Source organism: Sphingosinicella rhizophila, assembly GCF_032378825.1.
GTDB lineage: Bacteria > Pseudomonadota > Alphaproteobacteria > Sphingomonadales > Sphingomonadaceae > Allosphingosinicella > Allosphingosinicella rhizophila.
In genome coordinates this window covers 1-19228 of sequence record NZ_JAVUPU010000009.1, presented here as the reverse complement: position 1 = coordinate 19228, position 19228 = coordinate 1, and the positions used below count along the sequence as shown (strand labels likewise).

22 protein-coding genes are annotated in these 19228 nt (G+C 66.3%); 18 read left to right on the top strand and 4 right to left on the bottom strand.

All coding sequences use genetic code 11. From position 1 onward, the window contains the following. Positions 1-93 precede the first annotated feature (93 nt). The 7 genes from RQX22_RS15760 to RQX22_RS15730 all read left to right on the top strand — a co-directional run bounded on the left by RQX22_RS15760 (position 94) and on the right by RQX22_RS15730 (position 7043). A complete protein-coding gene (locus tag RQX22_RS15760) occupies positions 94-1821 on the top strand; it encodes a relaxase/mobilization nuclease domain-containing protein (protein WP_315727575.1) in 1728 nt (575 codons plus the stop codon). 134 nt (positions 1822-1955) lie between these two features. After that, complete coding sequence (locus RQX22_RS15755) at positions 1956-2309, top strand: ArsR/SmtB family transcription factor (RefSeq protein ID WP_315727847.1); 354 nt, start codon at positions 1956-1958, stop codon at positions 2307-2309. Next, entirely contained in the window at positions 2306-2848 is a 543-nt protein-coding gene (locus RQX22_RS15750) for an ArsI/CadI family heavy metal resistance metalloenzyme (protein ID WP_315727573.1), read from the top strand. The genes RQX22_RS15755 and RQX22_RS15750 overlap by 4 nt, the downstream gene beginning before the upstream one ends. Positions 2849-2853: 5 nt before the next feature. After that, positions 2854-3375: an arsenate reductase ArsC gene (locus tag RQX22_RS15745; protein ID WP_315727571.1), complete on the top strand. Its 522-nt coding sequence runs from the start codon at positions 2854-2856 to the stop codon at positions 3373-3375. Between the two features lie 39 nt (positions 3376-3414). Further along, a complete protein-coding gene (gene arsB / locus RQX22_RS15740; RefSeq protein WP_315727569.1) occupies positions 3415-4443 on the top strand; it encodes an ACR3 family arsenite efflux transporter in 1029 nt (342 codons plus the stop codon). Positions 4444-4643: 200 nt separating this feature from the next. Continuing rightward, positions 4644-6617: a conjugal transfer protein TraG gene (locus RQX22_RS15735; protein ID WP_315727567.1), complete on the top strand. Its 1974-nt coding sequence runs from the start codon at positions 4644-4646 to the stop codon at positions 6615-6617. Positions 6618-6620: 3 nt separating this feature from the next. Further along, entirely contained in the window at positions 6621-7043 is a 423-nt protein-coding gene (locus RQX22_RS15730; protein WP_315727565.1) for a CopG family transcriptional regulator, read from the top strand. Positions 7044-7049: 6 nt separating this feature from the next. Here the strand turns inward: RQX22_RS15730 and RQX22_RS15725 are convergent, their stop codons facing one another. The 3 genes from RQX22_RS15725 to RQX22_RS15715 all read right to left on the bottom strand — a co-directional run bounded on the left by RQX22_RS15725 (position 7050) and on the right by RQX22_RS15715 (position 8312). Further along, a complete protein-coding gene (locus RQX22_RS15725; RefSeq protein ID WP_315727563.1) occupies positions 7050-7292 on the bottom strand; it encodes a DUF6894 family protein in 243 nt (80 codons plus the stop codon). A gap of 137 nt (positions 7293-7429) precedes the next feature. Beyond that, the gene (locus RQX22_RS15720) at positions 7430-7816 is read right to left on the bottom strand and encodes a response regulator (RefSeq protein ID WP_315727561.1); all 387 of its coding nucleotides are present in this window, start codon (positions 7814-7816) and stop codon (positions 7430-7432) included. A 163-nt stretch (positions 7817-7979) separates the two neighbouring features. Continuing rightward, on the bottom strand, positions 7980-8312 hold the full coding sequence (locus RQX22_RS15715; protein ID WP_315727559.1) for a hypothetical protein: 333 nt from the start codon (positions 8310-8312) through the stop codon (positions 7980-7982). 678 nt (positions 8313-8990) lie between these two features. On the opposite strand from RQX22_RS15715, the gene trbB reads away from it, so the two are divergent. Genes trbB through RQX22_RS15660 form a run of 11 tightly spaced genes read left to right on the top strand, consistent with a single transcriptional unit; the run spans position 8991 to position 18378 of the window. After that, the gene (gene trbB, locus RQX22_RS15710; RefSeq protein WP_315727557.1) at positions 8991-9920 is read left to right on the top strand and encodes a P-type conjugative transfer ATPase TrbB; all 930 of its coding nucleotides are present in this window, start codon (positions 8991-8993) and stop codon (positions 9918-9920) included. Then, a complete protein-coding gene (locus RQX22_RS15705) occupies positions 9917-10234 on the top strand; it encodes a TrbC/VirB2 family type IV secretion system protein (RefSeq protein WP_410001653.1) in 318 nt (105 codons plus the stop codon). The genes trbB and RQX22_RS15705 overlap by 4 nt, the downstream gene beginning before the upstream one ends. Next, positions 10234-10506, top strand: a complete 273-nt coding sequence (locus RQX22_RS15700; RefSeq protein ID WP_315727555.1) for a VirB3 family type IV secretion system protein — start codon at positions 10234-10236, stop codon at positions 10504-10506. The genes RQX22_RS15705 and RQX22_RS15700 overlap by 1 nt, the downstream gene beginning before the upstream one ends. 5 nt (positions 10507-10511) lie before the next feature. Further along, positions 10512-12947 (top strand): conjugal transfer protein TrbE, encoded by a 2436-nt coding sequence (gene trbE, locus RQX22_RS15695; RefSeq protein ID WP_315727553.1) that lies wholly within the window; start codon positions 10512-10514, stop codon positions 12945-12947. Further along, a complete protein-coding gene (gene trbJ, locus RQX22_RS15690) occupies positions 12899-13687 on the top strand; it encodes a P-type conjugative transfer protein TrbJ (protein WP_458309543.1) in 789 nt (262 codons plus the stop codon). The genes trbE and trbJ overlap by 49 nt, the downstream gene beginning before the upstream one ends. Next, complete coding sequence (trbK-alt, locus tag RQX22_RS15685) at positions 13684-13962, top strand: putative entry exclusion protein TrbK-alt (protein ID WP_315727549.1); 279 nt, start codon at positions 13684-13686, stop codon at positions 13960-13962. Before trbJ ends, trbK-alt begins: the two co-directional genes overlap by 4 nt. Next, positions 13959-15251: a P-type conjugative transfer protein TrbL gene (gene trbL / locus RQX22_RS15680; protein WP_315727547.1), complete on the top strand. Its 1293-nt coding sequence runs from the start codon at positions 13959-13961 to the stop codon at positions 15249-15251. Before trbK-alt ends, trbL begins: the two co-directional genes overlap by 4 nt. Beyond that, positions 15251-15931 carry a conjugal transfer protein TrbF gene (gene trbF / locus RQX22_RS15675; protein WP_315727545.1) on the top strand — a complete coding sequence of 227 codons (681 nt, stop codon included), beginning with the start codon at positions 15251-15253 and terminating at the stop codon, positions 15929-15931. Before trbL ends, trbF begins: the two co-directional genes overlap by 1 nt. After that, entirely contained in the window at positions 15931-16953 is a 1023-nt protein-coding gene (gene trbG, locus RQX22_RS15670; protein ID WP_315727544.1) for a P-type conjugative transfer protein TrbG, read from the top strand. The genes trbF and trbG overlap by 1 nt, the downstream gene beginning before the upstream one ends. Next, a complete protein-coding gene (locus RQX22_RS15665) occupies positions 16946-18160 on the top strand; it encodes a TraB/TrbI/VirB10 family type IV secretion system protein (RefSeq protein ID WP_315727542.1) in 1215 nt (404 codons plus the stop codon). Before trbG ends, RQX22_RS15665 begins: the two co-directional genes overlap by 8 nt. Next, positions 18157-18378: a DUF2274 domain-containing protein gene (locus RQX22_RS15660; protein ID WP_315727541.1), complete on the top strand. Its 222-nt coding sequence runs from the start codon at positions 18157-18159 to the stop codon at positions 18376-18378. Before RQX22_RS15665 ends, RQX22_RS15660 begins: the two co-directional genes overlap by 4 nt. On the opposite strand, the gene RQX22_RS15655 is transcribed toward RQX22_RS15660, so the two are convergent. After that, positions 18364-19194, bottom strand: coding sequence for a LysR family transcriptional regulator (locus RQX22_RS15655; RefSeq protein WP_315727539.1), 831 nt, complete (start codon positions 19192-19194; stop codon positions 18364-18366). The genes RQX22_RS15660 and RQX22_RS15655 overlap by 15 nt on opposite strands. Between the last annotated feature and the right edge of the window lie 34 nt (positions 19195-19228).

The following is a 19228-nucleotide window of genomic DNA, read 5'->3' as shown; positions in this document are numbered from 1 at the left end:
GGCTCCCGCGCACCTTGCCGAGCGCACGCGTAAGTTGCCGATTCCGCAAACGGCGCGGATTTCCTTGGCTTTTTACACCTTGTGGCATTCGCGATGAGCAGCGACGACGACTTTCGGATCCGGCCGGGACGCATCCGCTCGACGCCGGCGCCTCGAAAGCCGTCGTTCCTGAAACAGGCGCTCCGCGCCGCTCACAAAGCCGGCGGACTCAGACCGAACGGCGGCAGCCGGCGCTCGACTTGGGGTCGCGGCCGCTCGGCGAGCGTCGGAGCCAATCGCTTGCTCATGTCGAGCGCGCGCGGTGCCGTTATTAAGGCGCGGGTGGTGCGGCGCACCATGCCCTCAGGAGCGCTTGCTGCCCATGTCAGCTACCTCCAGCGCGACGGCGTCACCAAGGACGGTGAACCCGGCCGGCTGTTCGACAGCGCGGACAACGCCGCAGACGGCGGTGCCTTCGTCAGCCGGTGCGAGGGCGACCGACATCACTTTCGCTTCATCGTCTCTCCCGATGACGCGCACGAGCTTGCCGATCTTCGGGACTTCACCCGCGAGCTGATGGCTCAGGCCGAGTCTGACCTCGGCACCCAGCTCGACTGGGTGGCGGTCGATCACTGGAACACCGAGCACCCGCACGTCCATGTGCTGGTCCGCGGGCACGACGACGATGGCCGCGACCTCGTCATCAGCCGCGACTATATCAGCCACGGCATGCGCGACCGCGCCGCCGCGCTCGTGACCCAGGAGCTCGGCCCGCGGAGCGAATTGGAAGTGCGGCGCGACCTCGCGCGCCAAGTCGAGGCCGAGCGTTGGACGAAGCTGGACCGGGTGCTCGTGCGTGAGGCGGCGGCCCGGGAGGGGGTGCTCGACCTCCGGCGCGATCTCCTCGCGCGGCCTGATCCGCTCCGGGAGGAGAAGATCGGACGGCTCCGGAAGCTGGAGCGGCTCGGCCTCGCCTCCGGCGACGGCCGCGGCCGATGGGTCCTCGCCGATGATGCTGAGCAGCAGCTCCGTGCGCTGGGCGAGCGCGGCGACATCATCAAGCGGCTGCACCGGACGATGGCAAGCCGCGGCCGGGAAGCGAATGCGAGCCTGTTCGTGCTCGAAGCCGAAACCGCAGGGCCGGTGCTGGGCCGGCTCGCCGCCCGCGGGCTGGATGACGAGCTCAAGGGCTCGGGTTACGCGATCGTCGAGGGTGTGGACGGCAGCACGCACCACCTGCGCCTCCCCACGCTCGACGCCGCCGCCGATGGCTCGACCGGCTCGGTGGTCGAGCTGCGCCGGTTTGCCGACGCCTCCGGCCGCGATCGGATCGCACTTGCCGTCCGTTCGGACCTCCCGATCGAGCGGCAGATCACCGCGACTGGGGCGACCTGGCTCGACCGGCAGCTAACTGCCCGCGAGCCGGAGCCGCTGGGCTCCGGCGGGTTTGCTGCCGATGTGCGGGATGCGCTGGAACATAGGACGGATCACCTCGTGAGCCAGGGGTTGGCTCGGCGACAATCCGGCCGGGTCCTGTTCGCACGCGACCTCCTCGACACGCTGCGCCGCCGAGAACTCGAGCAGGTCGCCTCAAAGGTCGCGGCCGAGACCGGCTTGCCTTACCGCCCCGCAGCCGAGGGCGAACGCGTGGGCGGCGTCTATCGTCAGCGACTCGACCTCGCCTCCGGCCGTTTTGCGATGCTGGACGATGGGCTGGGCTTTCAGCTCGTGCCTTGGTCGCCGTCACTGGAGCAACGTCTCGGCCGACAGGTCGGTGGCGTCGCTTTGCCCGGGGGCGGGATCGACTGGAGCTTCGGGCGAAAGCGCGGACTCAGTCTCTGACACGTCCAGCTCAGGCTGTCGGCGACCATCACGAACTGACGCCGGCAGTCTACGTCATTTCCATAAACCTCGAATCAAGCTTGACCTAGTTCGCCTCCTCTGTCAATTCGACGGAAGTGGAAACGAGGTGCCGCATGGATTCAGCGTCTGCGGTCACTGCCCTAGCAGCGCTAGCACAGGAGCATCGGCTCGCCCTGTTCCGCCTGCTCGTCCAGGCGGGAGAGATCGGCATGCCGGCGGGTGCAATCGCTGAAGCTCTCGGCGTTCCAAACTCATCCTTGTCGTTCCACCTGGCTCAGCTTCATCGAGCCGGCCTCGTAAATCAGGAGCGTCGGCATCGCTCCCTCATCTACTCGGCGAACTACGCATCGATGAACACACTGGTCGCGTATCTCATGGAGAACTGCTGCGCCGGGGCCGGATGCGGCGCCGATGCAATTTGCGGCCTCGAGGCTGCTCCCGCCAGCCAAGAAAGGAAATCCGCATGAAGCGCATGCACGTCCATGTGGGCGTCGAGGATCTCGACCGCTCGATCGGCTTCTATTCGACCCTATTCCGCGCCGAGCCGACCGTCGTGAAGCCGGACTACGCGAAGTGGATGCTCGACGATCCCCGCGTCAACTTCGCGATCTCCTCGGGGCTGCACGCCGCCAAGGGCATCGAGCATCTCGGTATCCAGGTCGAAAGCGGAGACGAACTGGCCGAGGTCTATGGAAGGCTGAAAGCTGCGGATCGCGCCCTTGTCGAAGAGGGCGCGACCACCTGCTGCTACGCCAAGTCTCAGAAGAGCTGGATCGCTGATCCCGATGGCGTTGTGTGGGAAGCATTCTTCACAAACGGCGAGGCAGCCGTTTACGGCGACAGCCCCGCCCTCTCCGCTCTTTCGGAGAACGCGGCGGAAACGACCTGCTGCGCTCCGGCGATGCCCGTAGCGGAGGATGCCGACTGCTGCGACGCGGCCACGCCTCAGGGCGTCTGCTGCGAGCCGAAACCAGATCGCCCCGCCGATGCCCCCTGCTGCGGATGACGGCTATGAGCGACCGCATCTACAACGTGCTGTTCTTGTGCACCGGCAACTCGGCCCGATCGATACTCGCGGATGCGCTGCTGAACAAGCAAGGCTCAGGCCGTTTTCGCGCCTTCTCGGCCGGCAGCTTTCCGAAGGGTGAGGTTCATCCGATGGCCATTGAGCTCCTGCGCAGCCTTCGCTTCGACACGGAGGGACTCCGGTCCAAGAGCTGGGATGAATTCGCAGCGCCCGATGCACCGGAGATCGACTTCATCTTCACTGTTTGCGACGATGCGGCGGGCGAGACCTGTCCGATATGGCCGGGGCACCCGATGACCGCACATTGGGGCATCGAGGATCCGGCCAAGGTCGAAGGCGCAGGCCAGCGAGAGGCGTTCCAGCAGGCTCTTAACTACCTGCACAACCGGATATCGCTGTTCCTCAACCTCCCGATCGACAGCATCGATCGCATGACGCTGCAGAACCGGCTGTGCGAGATCGGCGGTCAGAGCGGGGCTTCTCAGGCGGCGAAAGAGACGGCCTGACGTGGCAACTCTGACTGACACCGCCCCGGCGCGTCGGGAATGACGACGTTCGAGCGCTATCTGTCGATCTGGGTTGCTTTGTGCATTGTGGCGGGGATCGGCCTCGGCGCGGCGGCGCCGAGACTTTTCGAGGTGATCGCATCGGCCGAGGTCGCGCGCGTCAACCTGCCGGTTGCGCTGCTCGTGTGGCTGATGATCATTCCGATGCTGCTCAAAATCGACTTCGGCGCCTTGGGGCAGGTTCGGCATCATCTGCGCGGCGTGGGTGTCACCCTGTTCATCAATTGGGCGGTGAAGCCGTTCTCGATGGCGCTGCTCGGAACCGTCTTCATCGGCTGGCTATTCCGTCCGCTCCTGCCTGCAGATCAGATTGAAAGCTACATCGCGGGCCTGATTCTCCTCGCCGCCGCGCCGTGCACTGCGATGGTGTTCGTGTGGTCGAACCTCTGCGAGGGCGAGCCGCACTACACGCTCAGCCAGGTTGCCTTGAACGATCTGATCATGGTGTTCGCCTTCGCGCCGATTGTGGGGCTGCTGCTCGGCGTCGCTTCCATCACCGTCCCTTGGGACACTTTGCTCCTGTCCGTTGTCCTTTACATCGTCGTGCCGGTCGTCATTGCCCATCTCATGCGGCGGCAAGTTCTCCGCAGCGGCGGGCAGGAAGCTTTGGATGGCCTTCTGCGCCGGCTTGGCCCTGTGTCCTTGCTCGCCCTACTCTCGACTCTCGTGCTGCTGTTCGGCTTTCAAGGTGAAGCGATCCTCGACCAGCCGCTCGTAATCGTGCTGCTCGCGGTGCCGATCCTCATTCAGGTGTATTTCAACGCCGGGCTCGCCTACTGGCTCAGCCGGAAGCTCGGCGTTGCCTGGTGCGTCGCCGCACCTGCCGCGCTCATTGGCGCAAGCAATTTCTTCGAGCTTGCGGTCGCAGCCGCCATCAGTCTCTTCGGCCTTGAGTCAGGCGCGGCTATTGCCACGGTCGTTGGCGTGCTTGTCGAGGTGCCGGTGATGCTCTCCGTGGTAGCGATCGTGAAACGCTCGCGCGGCTGGTATGAAAGGTCTGCTGCTTAGGAGTGCCGAACGTCGACACGGCTTGCATAAGTGCAATGACGCCTGAGCAGAGGCGATGTTTCCGCCGCGCCTGACCGAACGGGAGGCGGCTTACCATTCGATCAACAGACCCGCCGATTTGCGCGCCGCCGCACGCCCCAGCGCGAGACGTAGCTGATCGAGCTTGAACGTTCGCGTGGGCGGGCGTTGGCCTGCGCGCCATGACCTCGACTAAGATCCTTTGGGGCCAACTGCTCCTCGTCAGCGCAATCGCGCTTCTGTTCGTCTGGGCCGCCACGCAATGGGTTGCTTGGCGGCTCGCATTCCAGCCTCAACTCGGCCCGCCGATGGGCGACCTCATGGGCTGGCCCATCTACCCGCCGCCCGCCTTCTTCATCTGGTGGTACTGGTATGACGCCTACGCGCCCCGCGTCTTCATGGAAGGGGCCTATATCGCCGCGGCGGGAGGGTTCGTCTGCATCGGCGTTGCGATCGCCATGTCGGTCTGGCGCGCGCGTGAGGCCAAAGATGTGTCGACATACGGCTCGGCCCGTTGGGCGACCCGGACGGAGATGGCCAAGGCCGGCCTGCTCGGACCGGACGGCGTGGTGCTAGGCAAGTATCTCAACGCCTATCTGCGTCACGATGGACCTGAGCATGTGCTCTGCTACGCCCCAACCCGCAGCGGCAAGGGCGTTGGTCTGGTCGTGCCGACGCTCCTCACCTGGCCTGGCTCCTGTGTTGTGCATGATATCAAGGGCGAGAACTGGCAGCTCACCGCCGGCTGGCGGGCGCGGTTCGGACGCGTGATCCTGTTCGACCCGACCAATGCCGCCAGTGCCGCCTACAACCCGCTGCTCGAAGTCCGGCGCGGTCCGAGCGAGGTGCGGGACGTCCAGAACATCGCCGACATTCTCGTCGATCCCGAGGGCGCGCTCGAGCGCCGGAGCCACTGGGAGAAGACCAGCCACTCCCTGCTCGTCGGCACCATCCTCCACGTCCTCTATGCCGAACCGGACAAGACGCTTGCCGGCGTCGCGGCCTTCCTGTCCGATCCCCGTCGCCCCATCGAGACCACCCTGCGCGCCATGATGACAACGCCGCACCTCGGCGAAACCGGCGCCCATCCGGTGGTTGCCAGCGCCGCGCGCGAATTGCTCAACAAGTCGGACAACGAGCGCTCGGGCGTGCTGAGCACGGCGATGTCGTTCCTCGGGCTCTACCGCGATCCGGTGGTGGCGCAGGTGACGAGCCGGTGCGACTGGCGCATCGCCGACCTGGTCGAACGCGGCCGGCCGGCAACGCTTTACCTCGTGGTGCCCCCATCAGACATCAGCCGCACCAAGCCGCTCGTTCGGCTTCTCCTCAATCAGATCGGACGGCGGCTGACAGAGGAGCTGCAGTCGGATCGCCGCCGCCACCGAACGCTCCTCATGCTCGACGAGTTTCCGGCGCTGGGGCGGCTCGACTTCTTCGAGAGCGCCCTCGCCTTCATGGCCGGCTACGGTATCCGCTCGTTCCTGATCGCCCAGAGCCTGAACCAGATCGAAAAGGCGTACGGGCAGAACAATGCCATTCTCGACAACTGCCATGTCCGGGTGGCGTTCGCGACCAACGACGAGCGCACAGCCAAAAGGGTGAGCGACAGCCTCGGAACGGCGACCGAGCTCCGCGCCATGAAGAATTATGCCGGGCATCGGCTCTCACCCTGGCTCGGCCACCTCATGGTGAGCCGTCAGGAGACGGCACGGCCGCTGCTCACGCCGGGTGAGATCATGCAGCTCTCCCCGACCGATGAGATCGTGCTCGTTTCCGGGGCGCCACCAATCCGGGCGAAGAAGGCCCGCTATTACGAGGATCCGCAGCTCAAGCGCCGGATCCTGCCGCCGCCGAACCCCGGCTATGATGGGATAGAGCTTGCGGGACCCGCTCTCCGCGACGAGTGGGAGGGTCCGCTTGTGCCGCCGGCCGAAGCATCGGAGGCCGAGGACGCAAATGCCGGCCTTCGCCGCGAACCGGAGCTTCCCGACCACGAAGAGGTGGTGCGGGAGCCGGCGCCGCCGCCCGCCAACGAATTCGATCTTGATCCAGCTGAGCCCGACGATGAAGCGCTTCGGCAACGGATGCTGGGTCAACAAATGCGCGCCGCAGCGCGTCAGGCCTCGCTGGACCCCAGCGATGGCATCGAGCTCTGAGCCATGGCCAAGAAGGAGCAATTCACCATCTATCTGCAGCCGGCCACGATGCGGGCGCTGGAGGCATTCGCGGCCGACCGGCGCAAGTCGAAGTCATTGGTCGCCGAGGCCGCGATTGCCTCCTTTCTGACGCCGGACGACAGTGATCGCCGCGAGGCGGCGATCACAAAGCGCCTGGACCGAATCGTTCGTGTGCTGGAACGGCTCGAGCGGAACGACACCGTGACATTGGAGACGATGGCGCTGTTCGTTCGCTTCTGGCTGACGTCGACTCCGGCGCTGCCCGAGCAGACCAGCGCCGCAGCACGTGCGAAGGGAGCGGAGCGGTACGATCGCTTTGTCGAAGCCCTTGGCCGCCGGCTCGCGAATGGACCGGGCCTGCTGAAAGAGGTCGCCCTCGACATCGGACCCAGCGACAAGCCATGAAGACCGCTAAAGACCAGTGATTTCCAGCGCCTCTCTAAACGGAATCACCAGCACCGGCCGCCGATCCTCATCTTCGACTTCAATGCGGCATGAAAGACATAGCCGTCCGGCAGCGACCTCCGCCGACATCAGTTGCCGCGCCTCGGCGATTGCTCTCTTTCTCACCGTCGCGATGTCGGGCAGTTCACGCCCTTCGGCATCGCTGATGATGTTACCGCACTCGTACAGCTGAAAATAGTAGCGAGGCATCGCGCAAGAATGCCTCAAGAGCCGCGCGTATCCGCGATCCAACATGAGATACGCAAAATTTGCGAGGGTACGATCAGTTACGGTTCGCCCGCCCTTCCGCGGCCGGACCACCACTAAGGTTGGCACGGGCTAGCTCTTCACCACTCCCGCTGCGCCAGAACCGCGAAGACGGCGGTTTGAAGCGCCGTCTGCGTAACTGGCTTTTCGACAATGACGGCACCCGGAACCCGCTCCAGGATCTCGGATGCGTATCCGGTTACGAAGACTACTGGGATGTCCCGCCGACCCGCACATATGGCCCCCACAGCTTTGATTCCGTCGCCGGGCAACAGGTGGGCATCAACTGTGATCAGATCGAAGTCTTCGCCGGTGGCGCCCGCAATCGCAGCATCCTCGGAGCGGGCGAAGCTGAAGGATGTGAACCCCAGCTCACCAAGCATGTCCTGAATCGATCTGCTGATTAGATAATCATCCTCGATGATGAACGCATGCACAGCGGAGACTTTCGACACGTCAGTCGACATACACCTCCCCAGCGTCGTGCTGCTGACCATAGAGGTGGAGGAGCCGCTCACCTAGCGGCTCTTCATCATGTTCAACGAAGGGGAAGATCGGCGGTTTCGGCGCCAATCCGAAACTCTGCGGGTGTGCCTTTTTGGCACCGACGAGCCAATCAGAAATGCGCGTTCATCTCACCTCGGCCGGATCGGACCGCTGCCCTGCCTTAACCGAGCACTCGATTCGAATGAATGGAAACTTGCTGCGCTCGTAGCCGCGCCTGGGCGCGCCGGAACTCTCGCTGGACACTCGAAGATGCTTCGCGCGCTCAAGGCGAATTACCTGCCACCCCTCCAACGTCGTGCCTGGTTTCTGCCACACGACAGCGACCGGCTCTTCATCGGCGGTATAGCCGACGGCATGAACTTCAACACAGCGCAGCAACCCGTTATAGGAGAGCTCGAGGCAGCGGCTTGTTTGGAGCGCCTCACACGCTTCTCGGATGCCCACCATCACCTCCATTCGAAGAAGAGTTTCACTTGCCGGTGGGCCTGTGCTGAGGCGCCAAAGAGGTCACTGCGCGGCGGGTACAGCATCCCGAGCAGCGGCCCCGCACTCGCCGGTAACCATCGTCTTGGGCAACATGGAGGCGCAGGCCGGCAACACGCGTTCGCGTGATCGCCAGATGGTCCGCAAGGCAGGAGTCGCACATTGCAGCTGGCGCGCGCCGATCGATCAGAACCCGAACCTGTTCGCGCAACGTCACCTTGACCCCCCAAAGCAGCGGCAGATTAGCTGCTTATCCGATTTAGTTCAAGTCTTTTCAATGACATAGTACCTTTGCCGATAGCATTCTTTCACGGCGCAGTACGGCAATTTCGGGATTTCGCGGGCGCTTTTTGAGGAAGCCCCCGCGGGCGCGTCGACCTGCTATGGCCTACAAGCATCTTTCGTCTCCAGCACCAGCTTCGGTTGGACAGGCGATTCGTGCTGCCGGGCCTTCGCTGTCGCAACGGCGGGATAGCTTGCTCAATGCGATCGCGCTTGGCCCTGCCTCTACAGCCCGGAGCACTACTACGCCCTCAGGCTTGTTGATCCGCAGCGGATAGCTGTCCTTTTACTCGACCCCGTCATTCACACGGGGCTCACGCAGTGACCGCAATTCAGTTCAGAACAGAGGCTCAAGCGCGCGGCGCGCGGATGCTGCGGACCGCGCTTGGACCGGACGTGGCAGCGTGGCTTGAAGACCCGGCTGTCATCGAGGTGATGCTGAACCCGGACGGGCGGCTGTGGGTGGACCGCCTCGCGGCCGGGCTGGCGGACACGGGCGAGCGGCTCTCGTCGGCGGACGGAGAGCGCATTGTCCGTCTCGTTGCCCATCACGTCGGTGCCGAGGTTCACGCCGATGCGCCTCGGGTGTCGGCGGAGCTGCCCGGGACAGGCGAGCGGTTCGAGGGGCTGCTTCCGCCCGTCGTGGCCGCTCCCTGTTTCGCGATCCGCAAGCCCGCCGTAGCGGTGTTTAGCCTCGCCGACTATGTCCGGGCCGGCATCATGGATGAGCCCGCAGCCGAGGCGCTCCGCTGCGCGGTGGCGTCCCGCGCCAATGTGCTGGTTGCCGGCGGCACCTCAACCGGCAAGACCACCCTTACCAACGCGCTCCTGGCGGAGGTCGCTAAGACCTCCGACCGCGTGGTGCTGATCGAGGACACACGTGAGCTCCAGTGCCTAACGCCGAACCTGGTCGCGCTTCGGACCAAGGACGGCGTTGCTTCACTTTCCGACTTAGTTCGTTCGTCGCTCCGCCTCCGCCCCGACCGCATCCCGATCGGTGAGGTGCGCGGCGCCGAGGCCTTGGACCTCCTCAAAGCATGGGGCACCGGCCACCCAGGTGGAATCGGCACGATCCACGCCGGCAGCGCCTTGGGCGCGCTCCGCCGCCTCGAGCAACTGATCCAGGAAGCTGTCGTCACCGTTCCGCGCGCCCTCGTCGCGGAGACGATCGACATCATCGCCGTTCTCGCCGGCCGCGGCTCCGACCGCCGGCTCGCCGAACTCGCCCGCGTCGAAGGGCTCGACGCATTCGGCGACTACCATCTCGCCCCCCTCACTTCGTCAGGAGAACCTAAGTGACTAACATCCGCCGCCGGCTCGCGGCCACGACCGTACTCGCCACCAGCTTCCTCTTCACCGCGCCCGCTCGGGCAGGCGGCTCCGGCATGCCGTGGGAGGCGCCGCTGCAGTCGATCCTGGAGTCCATCGAAGGCCCCGTGGCGAAAATCGTGGCCGTGATCATCATCATCGTGACCGGTCTGACGCTCGCCTTCGGCGACACGAGTGGCGGCTTCCGCAGGCTCGTGCAGATCGTCTTCGGCCTCTCGATCGCATTCGCCGCCAGTTCCTTCTTCCTCTCCTTCTTCAGCTTCGGCGGCGGGGCGCTCGTCTGATGACCGGCGCCGACGACCAGATGCCGGGCTTCACCGCACCCGTTCACCGCGCGCTTGCCGAGCCGATCCTGCTCGGCGGAGCGCCGCGGGCGGTGGCGATCGCCAACGGCACGCTCGCCGCCGCGATCGGGCTGGGGCTCCGGCTCTGGCTCGTGGGGCTCGCGGTCTGGCTCGTCGGCCATCTCCTCGCGGTCTGGGCGGCCAAGCGCGACGCGCAGTTCGTCGACGTCGTTCGCCGCCACCTTCGCTACCCGCCGCACCTCGGGGTCTGAGCGCGATGCTGAACCTCGCCGAATACCGCAAGAAGCCGCAGGGTCTCGCCGACTTTCTCCCATGGGCAGCCCTGATCGAAGAAGGCGTCGTTCTCAACAAGGACGGCTCGCTCCAGCGCAGCGCCCGCTTTCGCGGCCCTGATCTCGACAGCGCGACCGCTTCCGAGCTCGTCGGCGCGTCCGCACGCCTGAACAGCGCAATCCGGCGGCTCGGGTCCGGCTGGACCTTATTCGTGGAAGCCAGCCGCCAGCCCGCCGAGAGCTACCCCGACAGCCGCTTCCCCGATGCGGCGTCGGCCCTGGTCGACGCGGAGCGGCGCGCGCAGTTCGAAGCCGAGGGCGCACACTTCGAGAGCGCCTATGTGCTCACCTTCGTCTGGATGCCGCCGTCCGACGACGCCGCACGCGCGGAGGGCTGGCTCTACGAGGGCCGGCCGGAGCAAGCCGCGAACGCGCGCGACCACCTCGCCACGTTCGTGGATCGCACCGATCGGCTTCTGAACCTCATCGCGAGCTTCGTGCCCGAAGCGGCCTGGCTCTCCGACACGGAGACGCTGACCTACCTGCACTCCTGCGTCTCGACCAATCGTCACCGCGTGCGCGTGCCCGAGACGCCGATGCACCTCGACGCCCTCCTTGCTGACCAGCCGCTCGTCGGGGGACTCCAGCCGCGGCTCGGAAACGCGCATCTGCGCACGCTGTCCGTAGTCGGCTTTCCATCCTCGACCTTCCCCGGAATTCTCGACGAACTGAACAGGCTCGCCTTCCCCTATCGCTGGGTCACGCGCGCGATCTGCCTCGACAAGACCGAAGCCGCCAAGCTGCTGACTCGCATCCGGCGGCAATGGTTCGCGAAGCGCAAGTCGATCGCCGCGATCCTCAAGGAGGTGATGACCAACGAGGCATCGACGCTCCTCGATAGCGATGCTGCCAACAAAGCCGCGGACGCGGACGAGGCGCTGCAGGAGCTCGGCGCTGATCTGGTGGGTCACGCCTACGTCACCGCCACGGTAACGGTCTGGCACGAGGATGCGCGAGTTGCGGCCGACCGGCTGCGGCTCGTCGAAAAAGTCATCCAGGGCCGCGACTTCACCACGATCAGCGAAAGCGTGAACGCGGTCGAAGCGTGGCTCGGGAGCCTCCCCGGTCACCTCTACGCCAACGTCCGCCAGCCGCCGATCTCGACCATCAACCTCGCCCATATGATCCCGCTCTCGGCCGTCTGGGCAGGACCGGAGCGCAACGAGCATCTGAATGGCCCGCCGCTCTTCTACGCACGCACCGAAGGCTCGACGCCGTTCCGCTTCTCGCCCCATGTCGGCGACGTTGGCCATACGTTGGTGGTCGGGCCGACCGGTGCCGGCAAGAGCGTGCTGCTCGCGCTGATGGCGCTCCAGTTCCGACGCTATCCGGGCGCCCAGGTATTCGCCTTCGACTTCGGCGGCTCGATCCGCGCCGCCGCGCTCACCATGGGCGGCGACTGGCATGACCTTGGCGGCGCTCTCTCCGAGTCCGCAACCGAGCCAGTGGCGCTCCAGCCTCTGGCTGGCATCCATGCCGCCGCCGAGCGCGCCTGGGCTGTGGAGTGGCTCACCGGCGTCCTCGGCCGGGAAGGAGTGACGGTCACGCCCGAGGTGAAGGATCACCTTTGGTCGGCGCTGCTGAGCCTGTCGTCGGCGCCTGCCCAGGAGCGGACGCTCACCGGCCTCTCGGTGCTGCTCCAGTCCAACTCGCTTAAGCGCGCGCTCCAGCCCTATTGCCTCGACGGTCCCTGGGGGCGCCTCCTCGACGGCGATCATGAGAGTCTCGGCGCCGGCACGGTTGAGGCGTTCGAGACGGAAGGGCTGATCGGCACCGCCGCCGCGCCGGCCGTGCTCGCCTACCTCTTCCACCGGATCGAAGGGCGCCTCAAAGGCGCGCCGACCCTCGTCATTGTCGATGAAGGCTGGCTCGCGCTCGACGACCCGACCTTCGGCTCGCAGCTGCGCGAATGGCTGAAGACGCTCCGCAAGAAGAACGCCGCCGTCGTCTTCGCCACCCAAAGCCTCGCCGACATCGACGGCTCGGCCGTCGCTCCAGCGATCATCGAAAGCTGCCTCACCCGCATCTTCCTCGCCAATGAGCGCGCGCTCGAGCCGCAGATCGCCAGTATCTATCGCAAGTTCGGGCTCAACGACCGGCAGATCGAGATCGTCGCGCGATCGACGCCCAAGCGCGATTATTACGCGCAGAGCCGACGCGGCAATCGGCTGTTCGAGCTCGGGCTCGGACCCGTCGCTCTCGCCTTCACGGCGGCGAGCGGCAAGGCCGACCAGGCGCTGATCGCCGAGACGCTTACTGAGAGTGACGGGCGCGGCTTCGCCGCCGCCTGGCTCCGCCGTCGCGGCCTCACATGGGCCGCCGACCTCATCCCCACCCTGGACCTGGAGACAAGATCGTGACCAGACGTACCCTTCGTCATGCCCTGACGACCGGCGCCGCCGCGCTCGCTCTCGCGCTCGGCGCGACCGTGCCCGCGAATGCGCAGCTGATCGTTAAGGACCCGACCAACTATGCGCAGAACGTGCTGCAGGCAGCGCGTTCGCTCGACCAGATCAACAACCAGATCCGCAGCCTCACCAACGAGGCGCAGATGTTGGTCAATCAGGCGCGCAACCTCGCGTCGCTCCCTTACAGCTCGCTCCAGCAGCTCCAGCAGTCGGTGCGGCGAACGCAGGACCTGCTGGGCCAGGCCCAGCGCGTCGCCTATGACGTGCGTGACATCGATCGGGCGTTCACCACCACCTATGGCGCGGCCGGCGGCCAGACCAACGAGGCGATGGTCCGCAATGCGCAGCAGCGGTGGGCGACGTCCGTCGGCGCGCTACAGGACGCCCTGCGGGTCCAAGCGGGGGTCGTCGGCAACATCGAGACGAACCGGGCTGAGATGCAGGCGCTGATCGGTTCCAGTCAATCGGCGACGGGCGCGTTGCAGGCGGCGCAAGCGGGCAACCAGCTCCTCGCACTGCAGGCGCAGCAGCTGGCGGATCTGACCGCCGTCGTTGCGGCGCAGGGCCGCGCCCAAGCGCTCGAAGCGGCGCAGCGGGCGGCGGCGTCGGACCAAGCGCGCGAAAGGTTCCGCCGCTTCATCGCGCCCGGCCGGGGCTATCAGCCCACCGATGTCGAGATCTTCCGCCGGTGAAGATCGAGACGGACATGACCTTCTGGGTGCGCCTCGGCGCCGTCCTGTTCGCGGGCATGGCGGTGCTCGTCGCCGTGCTCGATGCGCAGCTCAGAAGGGAGGCGCCGCAGGTCGCCGTTGCGACCGCGGCGCCGGCTTCCGAGCCCGACCCGCTGGCGGCCGAGCTCGCGCGCTGCGCGAGCCTGACGGACCCGGCGTTAATCGATGCCGCCTGCCGCGCGGCCTGGGCGGAGCAGCGGCGCCGCTTCTTCAGCACAGATCGGACGGCACCATGAACGACGTCGGCGTTATCGATCGCTTTCTGCAGGTCTTCTCCCAATATATTGACAGCGGCTTCGGCCTCCTCGGCGGCGAGGTGGCGTTCATCGCGACCACTTTGATCGTCATCGACGTTACGCTCGCCGCTCTCTTCTGGACTTGGGCAGCCGATGACGACGTGCTTGCGCGGCTCGTCAAGAAGACGCTGTTCGTCGGCATCTTCGCCTACCTCATCTCCAACTGGAACGCGCTCGCGCGGATCGTCTTCGAGAGCTTCGCCGGCCTCGGGCTGCAAGCCGCAGGCGGCACGGTGAGCGCCGCGGATTTCGTCCGCCCGGGCCGCATCGCCGAGATCGGGATCGAAGCCGGGCGCCCGATCTTCGAGTCCATCTCCGAGCTGATGGGCTTCATCTCGTTCTTCGAAAACGCCGTTCAGATCTTCGTGATGCTGTTCGCCTGGGCGCTGGTGCTGCTGAGCTTCTTCATTCTCGCGATCCAGCTCTTCGTCACGCTCATAGAGTTCAAGCTGACGACTCTCGCGGGCTTCGTGCTCATCCCCTTCGGTCTGTTCGGCAAGACCGCCTTCTTGGCCGAGCGCGTGCTCGGAAACGTGATCTCGAGCGGCGTCAAGGTGCTCGTCCTGGCGGTGATCGTCGGCATCGGCTCCACCCTCTTCTCCGAGTTCACCGCCGGCTTTGCGGGCGACCAGCCGACGATGGAAGACGCGATGGCGATCGTGCTCGCCGCATTGTCATTGCTCGGTCTCGGCATCTTCGGCCCGGGCATTGCCAACGGCATCGTCTCGGGCGGACCGCAGCTCGGCGCGGGCGCGGCCGTCGGAACCGGTGCGGCGGCACTCGCGGTGGGCGCGGCTGGCTACGGCGTCGCCCGGCTCGGGATGGGCGCGGCCGCTGGCGCGGTGCGCGGCGGCGGGAGCACGGCCGCGGCCACTCAGGTTCCCGCCACCCGCGGCGGTGCTGGCACGACCGGGATGGGCGGCTTGCCTGGCGGCGGCTCCTCGCCAGGCGGCGGCTCGACAGGCGCCGCTGCGGCTGCTCCCTCCGGGGCCGCCCCGTCCATTCGCCCCGCGCCAAGCGGCAGCAGCTCTGGACCCGCTCCAGCGGCACCCGACGCCGAAGGCGCGGCTTCAGCCTCTTCAAACAGAAGCGACGGCGTCCCCGCCTGGGCGAAGCGAATGCAGCGCGAGCGGCTGGTGAAGGAGGGCGTCTCGACCGTCGCCCACACCGTTCGCGCCGGCGACCGCGGCGGCTCGGGCTCTTCCATCTCCGTCAGTGAGGACCGTTGATGTTCAAGCGACCCTCGGTGCGCTACGGGCGCACCCCCGAACCGGAAACACCGTATCAGCGCGCAGGCCAAGCCTGGGATGAGCGCATCGGCTCCGCCCGCGTCCAGGCGAGGAATTGGCGCCTGCTCGCTTTCGGTGAGCTGTTCCTGGTAGCCGGCCTATCGGCGGCGCTAGTCTGGCAGTCCGCCCGCGGCTCGATCGTGCCTTGGGTGGTTCAGGTCGACAGTCTGGGTCAGGCTCAGGCCGTCGAGCCGGCGGTCGCCGACTATCGCCCGACCGACCCACAGATCGCCTGGCACCTCGCCCGCTTCATCGAGCAGGTGCGCTCCGTGCCGGCGGATCCGATCGTGCTCCGGCAGAACTGGCTGCGCGCCTACGACTACACCACCGATCGCGGCGCGCTCGCGCTCAACGATTATGCTCGCGTCAACGACCCCTTTGCGCGTGTCGGGCAGGTCCAGATCTCCGTCGAGGTGTCGAGCGTCATCCGCGCCTCGGACGACAGCTTCCGTATCGCCTGGGTCGAACGTCGCTATGAGAACGGTCAGCTCGCCGCCACCGAACGCTGGAGCGCGATTCTGACGCTCGTGATCCAGCCGCCGCGCGATGCCGAGCGGCTCCGCAAGAACCCGCTCGGGATCTTCGTCCACGCAATCAACTGGTCTCGGGAGTCCGCCTGATGAAATACCCCTCAGTCCGCCAAGCCGCTTTGTCGGCTCTCCTGATCTCCGCATCGACGCTCGCCGCCTGCGCGCATCGTGACCGTCCGACAGAGATCACCCTGGACACCTCGCCAGCCACGGAAGCCGTGCCGGCCGTCGCTGCGCCGGAGCCGCCCGCACGAGTGGAGGTGGTCGCGATTCCTGAGCCGCTCCCGCTTCCCGGGCAGCTCAAGCCGCTGGAGCCCGCTCGCACCGGTCGCGACGCGCGCGCTCCGACGAGCCGTGTCACGGCCGCCAATGCGGCCGCGCGGATGGAGCCGGTGCGGGAGGGCTTCATCAACGCCGTCCAGCTCTACCCATTTTCTCCGGGAGCGCTCTACCAGGTCTATACCGCGCCGGGGCACGTCACCGACATCGCCCTGCAGGAAGGCGAGCGCCTGGTCGGCACGGGTCCGGTCGCAGCAGGCGACACCGCGCGGTGGATCATCGGGGACACATTGAGCGGCGCCGGAGCCTCGGCGCGTGTCCACATCCTCGTGAAGCCGACCCGGACGGACCTCCGGACGAACCTCATCATCAACACCGACCGGCGGACCTATCTGCTCGAGCTCCGCGCCACCCGAGCCACCTGGATGGCCTCCGTCTCTTGGTCCTACCCGGCCGATCAGTTGATCGCCATTTCCAAAGGCACAGCCGTCGCGGCTGACGCCGAGCCGATTGCCGGCGGCATCGCGCTCGACCAGCTCCAGTTCCGCTATCGAATCGAGGGCGATCGCCCGCCATGGCGGCCGCTCCGCGCCTTTGATGACGGGCGGCAGGTCTATATCGAGTTTCCGATGGGGATCGCCCAAGGCGAGATGCCGCCGCTTTTCATCGTTGGCCGGCGGAGGAATGCCGCCGAGCTCGTCAACTACCGAGTTCGCGGACGCCACATGATCGTGGACCGGCTGTTCGCAGCGGCCGAGCTCCGCCTCGGCGCCGGACGCCGCCAGCAGCGGGTGCGGATCGAACGCAGCGATGGGAGAGCGGCCCGTGACTGACGCGCGCACCCCTCAGCCGGACCTCGACGAAACGGACCTCAGCGAACGCGAGATCGCCGACGAACTCCGGCTTCGCCCCACGCTGCCTCCGGTGATGCGCTTGTCGCGAAAGGTGCTGATCGGCCTCGGCGCCGCCGCCAGCATCGGCATCGGAGGCGTGATGATGGTGGCGCTGCAGGGCCGCGAAGAGGCGACGGAGCAGTCGGATCTCTACAATACCGACCGTGTTGCGCAGGCGGATGGCCTGGGCGCGCTGCCACGGGACTATTCGGCGCTGCCCCGAGACGTCCCGCAGCTCGGGCCGCCTCTGCCTGGCGACATGGGCCGGCCGATGCTGAGCGCGCAGCAGCGCGGCGAGCAAGTGCCGCCGCATCCTGGCGCGCCCGGTGCGCCAGCCGCTCCACCCGTCGATCCGGCCGCGCAGCGCGCAAGCCAAGAGCGTGAGGCAGCCAGGACGAGCGCCCTGTTCAGCACGACCCAGACAGGCGGCGGTTCTGAAGCCGCGGGGCCGCCTTCGCCGCCGCCCCCTGCCCCAGCCGCTCCCGAGGCCTCTCAATTGGCAGGAGGCCGGGGTGAGGCATTTCTGAGTCGCGAAGCCGACCGGCGCACGATGAGCGCGGACAGGGTGCGCGCGCCCGTAAGCCGATATGTGCTGCAGGCCGGGTCGATCATTCCGGCGGCGCTCGTGACCGGGTTGCGCTCGGATCTTCCGGGCCAGGTGACGGCCCAGGTCACCAGCCCGGTTTACGACAGCCCGACTGGTCGGCACCTTCTCGTTCCACAAGGCTCACGCCTGATCGGGCAGTATGACGCAGAGGTGGGGCTCGGGCAGGAGCGCGTGCTGCTCGTCTGGAACCGCCTGATCTTCCCGGACGGGCGCTCGATCGTGCTGGAGCGCCAGCCGGGTGCCGACGCCGAGGGTTATGCCGGTCTTCAGGATCGGGTGAACCACCACTGGGGCCGTCTGCTCCGCGCCGGTCTGCTCTCGACGCTCCTCGGGGTCGGCGCCGAGCTCGGGTCGGGCAGCGACGGCGACATCGCCCGGGCGATTCGCGAAGGTGCGCAGGACACGTTTAACCAAGCGGGCCAGCAGGTCGTCGAGCGCGAACTGGGCGTGCGGCCGACCATCACGATCCGGCCCGGCTACCCAGTCCGGATCATCGTGACCCGCGATCTTGTGCTGGAGCCGTCGGGAGACGCCCGATGAGCAAGCTGAAACTTGGTCCGCTTCCCGATGACAAGCCGGTCAAGCTCACACTTGAGCTGCCGGCCGGCGTTCACCGGGACCTTGTCGCTTACGCTGACGTGCTCGGCCGGGAGACAGGTCAGGCGATCGACGCATCGAAGCTGATCGCGCCGATGCTAGCGCGCTTCATGGCCACGGACAGGGTCTTTGCAAAGGCGCGCAATTCACGCGCCGGGTGAAAACCCGGGCCTGGTCCGCATCTTTTTCGCAAGCTTGATGAATGCGTGGACGGCAGGATTGTTGCTCTCCGATCTCCAAAGCAATTCAACCCGTAGAGCGGCATTGGCCGAGTCGATCGGGATGAGCGCGATACCGTGGACGTCACACTCCCTCAGACTCTCCGGAACGATTGTCCAGCCGTGCCCTGCCGCCACGAACCCAAGGAGACCTTCTCGCGAGCAGTCCTGCGGAAAGAAGCGAAGGGTCGGCCCGCCGGTACTCTCTATAAAGGCGGTAAAGCCACGGAAGTCGTCCGCGTGGCGGCACAAGAGCTTCTGTTCGGCGAGATCTCCCCAGCTAACTGCAGCCTTGCCTTCACTCGCCGGCAGCGCCGCCAGCAGGCGCTCGTTCCAGAGAGTAAGCCTGGACACTTGGCCGATCGGACGGCTCGGCACATGCCCTTCGGGCTCTATGGCTGTAAGAACTACATCGAGTTTTCCGTCGTGTAGGCGCGCGATCAGCTGATCAGGTCCGTCCTCGACGAGTTGAACTTCGATCTCAGGCTGAACGCGGCGCATCTCTTCGAGTAGTCTTACGATTGGTCCGAAAGCGAATGACCACACGAAGCCAATCCGAAGCAGACCGCTTTTCCCGGCACCCACCGAACGGGCAGTTGCTTCGACGCGCTCAAGCAGATCGAGCGCCTCCCTCACACCGCCTAAGTAAATCACTCCGGCGGCACTCGTGGTGACCCCTCTGTGGCTGCGCTCGAAGATTGAAAGGCCGACGCGCTCTTCTAGCTCGCGGACACCGCGGCTGACCGCCGAAGTCTCCACGCCTAGAGCATGATCATCTTAGACTGAACCATAA